Genomic DNA, 4,901 nt, shown 5'->3' with positions numbered 1-4,901 from the left:
ACGGGTTCACCTCTGCCTTCGAGCGCCCGTACAGCACAATCGTCAGCGAGAAGTCTCCCAGTGATTGACCATCGCCGAGCGCGCGAAGACAATCGCCCAGGTTCTCGATGTCGGCCTGCTTCGATTCATCGACCAGAACGTCGCGTGGGTTGCTCCTGGTCGCATCGTTGCCCATCTGCGAGACGAATCCGGTCTTCGACATGTTGAAGTGGCGGCGTCGCTTGTTCACTTCCTTGCGCGCCTTGTCCGTCGAGAGTGGCGTCCATTCCGTCACAACGTAGAAGTTGGCCGGAATCTTGAGCAGCGCATCCAGCACCAGGGGGTGGGTCTCCGTGATCGTCTCCTTCATCGTCAATACTCGGACGACGTGATCGCCCACACGCAGATGATCGCGCTCCGCTTCGATGTTCGAGTTCACGACCTGATAATCGAGAAACTGTGTGTTCTGCGGTTTACCGGCGATGCGCCACTCGTCATAGTTCAGGAGCCGCCGAAAGAAGTGGAACTGCCCTTGCTGCTCCAGAATCTCGATCTCCATGAAGTCGGCAAGCTGACGCACGAATCCCTGCACTCGCTGCGCCAGCCGCGCCAGGTCATGCTCGATTTGCGACCGCAGCAACGTCTTCATCGCTTCAGACGTGAACTGCATCTTCAACTCTTCAAGAGCGCCAGCAGGATCGCGAAAGAGCCGGGTGAATGCTGCGCCGATCCCGGTCTTCGATCGTGCGCCTTCGAGGACGATGCAGTAAAAGATTTCGACTTGATAAAGATGATCCCGCTTCGCTTCGAAGAACTGCCGCCGCTGGTCGATGGCCGCTTCCACGACGGGATCGTCGTAGCGGGCAAACGGAATCTCTGGCCGGTTCGACTTGAAGAGGTACTGATAGACATGGAAGCCGGTACCAAAGGCTTTGAGGGCCGCTTCCAGTCGCTTCACCGCATATTCTTGTTCGCCAGAATCGAGACTCTCGTAGTCCACGCCCGGTATGCGTAAGACCATCCCGAGGTCGCCAGACTTGGTCAGGAACGCCGTTTCGTTCCAGAAGCCAAAGAGATTGATGTGCGCGTTCAGCGCTGCCGATTCCTTCCACGGCTTGATGGCTTTGTCGATGCGAAACATCAGACCACCTCCACACGCGGAATACTCTGTTTGGCCGCGTCATAGCGCAGCTTGTACTTTTCGGACTTGGCCAGGATTCGTAGGAATGCCGGATCGCTGTTCGTCACCCAATGGCCGAAGGCATAGCCGCCGACGAAGACCGCGACCCCGGCAAGGATGCTGTTGAAGAGGTTGAAAGCTCCCACTGCGCCGACGCAGACGAGGTAGAACAGACTGCGTTCGACGCCCAGATAGGTGAGGGGCTTATGCAGGCTCTTGAAGACCCGGTTTGTGCGCTTCGGTTGTGGCTTCACGTCTGCCATAAGCCCCTCGTTGTGCTCGCTGTGGTGGATGGTTGCGAGTGGATGGGCGAGTGTATCTACACACCCCAAAGCCAACTCAGGACGTTCACAGCGAGAACGGCAATTCCAGTTCCGGCGGCGACTCCGGCCAGCGCCCTTTTCGCGCCGGGTTCTCCGTGTGCGAATCCATAGCCCCCGATCACGATGGCGATCAGGCTTGCGACCCTGGCAATCGTTCCGGTGAAGAGCGTTTCGAGGGCGGTGAATCCGCTGTCAAACGGCGAGCCGCCAGCCTGAGCAAGCGCGGCAATGGGAAACAGCAAGGGCAATGTAGCCATCAGAATGATTGGCCACACGGACCTGCGATAACTCTTGCTTCCACGTGCGTTGTGTTGGCAAATGTTCCAATGTATGCGCATCGAATCCTCCGATTGCCCATGCGGGCTGATTCATCTGCCGCAAGCGTAAGTCGGATATACAAGGCCGTCCAATACTTGTTTTCTATCGGCCTATAAATGACTGCGGGCAGCGGCGGGGATCGCGCACCACGCTACCTTATCGCTCACCCCAGCAGCTTCATTTGCGCAGGCACTCTGCCGCGCAAACCAGCTTCTTTTGGGACTTTCTTCCGGCCAGTCGCCTGAATTCGAACCGCATTCTTCAACTCACAGGCAAGCAACGCCAGGTGCGAAGCGCCTTCATTCTTCCGATACACAAAGGCGGACTCGGCGATCAGCTCCACACCAGCAATCTGCCGCGCAACCAACTCCGGGTCCAGGCTGCGGCTCTCGCGTACCAGCGCATAGCCGAGTCCCCGCTTGACCATCCACTGCACGTCATGAGGCGTCGTGCAGCGGTGACGCGGTTGGATGGCGATTCCTACGCGACTCAGTGTGGAATCGAGATACGAAAAGAGTTCCGGATGCTGCTTCGGATCGAAGGTAATGCAGAGCTTTCCAGCAATTTGGCGGGCCAGGATCACATCTGCCGATGCCAGTGGATCGTCCTTGCGCAGACACAGGAGCAATCTATCGCGGGCTATCGGTTGAATCACCAGATCATGCGCCTTCACCGGCGTAGTCACAAGCGCGGCGTTGATCTCTCCGTCGCCGAGCCATGCAAGTAACTGGGCCGTAGACTGCGGACTCGGACGAATGTCACTGTCAGGGAACAGCCTTTGATAACCCGCAAAAGTGCGCTCCACCAGAGTGTGTTCGATGAACAATGAGAAGCCCAATACCAGCGGCGGTGCGGTGCCACGATCGATGGCCTGCACGGCATCGAATGTCTGGTCGCGCAGACGCAAAGCCTGTTCGGCATAGGCAAGCAAGGCCGTACCCGCTGGCGTCAGCATGACCCCGGTCTTCTCACGGACAAAGAGCTGGGCTGGAATCCCGTCTTCCATCTGCTTGATCTGTGTGCTCAGCGCAGGCTGAGTGAGATGAAGACGATCAGCAGCGCGGGTGAAATTACCTTCCTGCGCAACTGCCAGAAACGACCTCAAATGGCGGAACTCGACAAGCTCATACATGCTGCACCATCCGGAAGTTCAACGTAGATCGTGGTCAACAGTACAAGGCAAGAGAGACGTACAAGATATGCAGCACTTATGCTTTCTATTTCGGAGTTAACTTGATACGGACGTCAAGAGTCCAGAGCGCAAATTCACCAAGTTTTATTGGAATCGGCAAAACTCTGAGGGAAATTGTTCATCGTTGACGGCTATAAAGCGCGATTATGCCGCCATCCATGCAATCTATTGCGCCATAAAGAAGAAGTATTGGACAGGGGTAATGCGTAGCCGCACCATCGACACGGGTGCGATTTCAGCGACGGGGGTCTCAATGTCCGTTTCCAGCCAGAGCGTTAATCAGGGCCTCATTGTAAATTCTGCGATCTCGAATACCGTCCGCAAGCCGCCTGCCTCAGAGTCGTGGACACCGGAGCCTCTTCTCGATAGTGAAGAGGCCGCAGCGATCATGAAGGTTCATCCCAAGACCCTCCAGAAGCTGGCACGCCAGGGCCGCATTCCCGGAGTTCACGTAGGAAAGCTCTGGCGCTTTCGGGCGTCGGTAATCGAGGCATGGATCGCCCAGCAGATGGCCAGTTGAAATTCACTCGACCTCTGCCGCAGGCGGCCTTATCCTTGAAGTAAGCCATTCGTGCCGCCTGGGAATGGAGAACAATGAACAGGCGAACACGGTATCAACAAGGAAGCGTGCAACGCGAAAAACGGCGGAGCGGCCCGGATGTATGGGTCTTCCGCTGGTGGGAGTCTGGTTCTGATGGCAGTAGCAAGCATCGGAAGGCAATCGTGGGAACGGTCCAGGTATTGCCAACTGAAGCGATGGCCCTCAAAGCAGCTCGTGCGTTGCGCATCGACGCCAACCAACAAACCCCGCAAGTGGACAGCGGGCCGAGCACAATCGCTGAACTCATCGCTCACTATCGGTTAAAAGAACTGGCCGTGGAGAGCCGGGGGCGGAAGGCGTTCTCGACACGCGCTGGCTACGAATGCTACCTACAGAAATGGATACTGCCCCGTTGGGGAAGTTTCCGGCTCGAACAGGTAAAGCCGGTTGCAATGGAAGAATGGCTGGACGGCATCAAGCGGGCAAGGGCCACACGGGCCAAGATTCGGAACCTGATGAGCGCTCTCTTTCATCATGCGATGCGGTACGAGTGGGTGGACACCAACCCCATCAAGCTCGTGCGTCAAAGTGCGAAACGGGAGCGGGTTCCCGAGGTTCTCGAACTCTCAGAGATCCAACTCCTCCTCAGCAAGCTCGAACTGCGGGAGAGGACGTTGGTTCTGCTCGACGCAGCGACCGGGCTTCGCGTCAGCGAATTGCTGGCACTGCGCTGGGAGGATGTGGACTTCAGGGCTCTTGAGCTGAATGTGACTCGTTCCATCTGGCATCAGGTGGTGGGGGAGTGCAAGACGGAAGCCTCTGCCAAGCCGGTTCCTCTCGACGACTACATGGCTGAGGATCTGCTGCGCTGGCGGCGCATCAGCCCTTATCCGATGCAAGGAGACTGGGTCTTTGCCAGCCCGTCCATGCAGGGCAAGCAGCCTTACTGGCCGGACAACCTGATGAAGCGGTACATCAAGCCGGTTGCGAGAGCAAACGGCATCCACAAGAACATCGGTTGGCATACCTTCCGCCACACCTTCGGCACGCTGCTGAAGGACAACGGGGAAGATGTGAAGACCGTCCAGGAGCTACTGCGTCACGCGAACAGCCGAATCACGCTGGATGTTTACACCCAGGCGGTGAACTCGACCAAACGTGCCGCGCAGAGCAAGGTTGTAAAGATGATGGTGCCGGGCGTGGGTAAAACGGGTGTGGAAACATACCCGCGAATTGCACAATAACGGGCTTATTGTACCCTTATTGTACCCGCGGAATGCTGTCACTTAGGTCCCATATATTCCATAAGTCTTTTGGAATGTATGGCGGGGACGACGGGGCTCGAACCCGCGACCTCTGCCGTGACAG

At 57.1% G+C, this 4,901-nt stretch carries 6 protein-coding genes; 2 read left to right on the top strand and 4 right to left on the bottom strand.

From position 1 onward, the window contains the following. From VMU57_RS03080 to VMU57_RS03065, 4 genes are all read right to left on the bottom strand, one after another. Window positions 1-1,120, bottom strand: a 1,120-nt coding sequence (locus VMU57_RS03080) for a hypothetical protein (protein ID WP_325380671.1), incomplete at its 3' end; no start/stop codon positions are given. Further along, window positions 1,120-1,422 carry a VirB3 family type IV secretion system protein gene (locus VMU57_RS03075; protein ID WP_325380669.1) on the bottom strand — a complete coding sequence of 101 codons (303 nt, stop codon included), beginning with the start codon at window positions 1,420-1,422 and terminating at the stop codon, window positions 1,120-1,122. The genes VMU57_RS03080 and VMU57_RS03075, both read right to left, overlap by 1 nt. A gap of 56 nt (window positions 1,423-1,478) precedes the next feature. Continuing rightward, a complete protein-coding gene (locus VMU57_RS03070) occupies window positions 1,479-1,820 on the bottom strand; it encodes a TrbC/VirB2 family protein (protein WP_325380667.1) in 342 nt (113 codons plus the stop codon). Window positions 1,821-1,963: 143 nt separating this feature from the next. After that, entirely contained in the window at window positions 1,964-2,932 is a 969-nt protein-coding gene (locus tag VMU57_RS03065; RefSeq protein WP_325380665.1) for a LysR family transcriptional regulator, read from the bottom strand. A gap of 184 nt (window positions 2,933-3,116) precedes the next feature. On the opposite strand from VMU57_RS03065, the gene VMU57_RS03060 reads away from it, so the two are divergent. After that, window positions 3,117-3,512, top strand: a complete 396-nt coding sequence (locus VMU57_RS03060; RefSeq protein ID WP_325380663.1) for a helix-turn-helix domain-containing protein — start codon at window positions 3,117-3,119, stop codon at window positions 3,510-3,512. A 107-nt stretch (window positions 3,513-3,619) separates the two neighbouring features. After that, window positions 3,620-4,777: a site-specific integrase gene (locus tag VMU57_RS03055; protein ID WP_325380661.1), complete on the top strand. Its 1,158-nt coding sequence runs from the start codon at window positions 3,620-3,622 to the stop codon at window positions 4,775-4,777. Window positions 4,778-4,901 lie beyond the last annotated feature (124 nt).

Origin of the sequence: Edaphobacter sp. (assembly GCF_035532915.1) — a bacterium.
GTDB lineage: Bacteria > Acidobacteriota > Terriglobia > Terriglobales > Acidobacteriaceae > Edaphobacter.
This window is presented reverse-complemented; position numbering and strand designations above follow the sequence as displayed.

Bases quoted from the DNA above. Each gene is read 5' to 3' on its own strand.
- VMU57_RS03075 (WP_325380669.1), bottom strand. From the start codon at position 1,422: ATGGCAGACGTGAAGCCACAACCGAAGCGCACAAACCGGGTCTTCAAG.
- VMU57_RS03070 (WP_325380667.1), bottom strand. From the start codon at position 1,820: ATGCGCATACATTGGAACATTTGCCAACACAACGCACGTGGAAGCAAG.
- VMU57_RS03065 (WP_325380665.1), bottom strand. From the start codon at position 2,932: ATGTATGAGCTTGTCGAGTTCCGCCATTTGAGGTCGTTTCTGGCAGTT.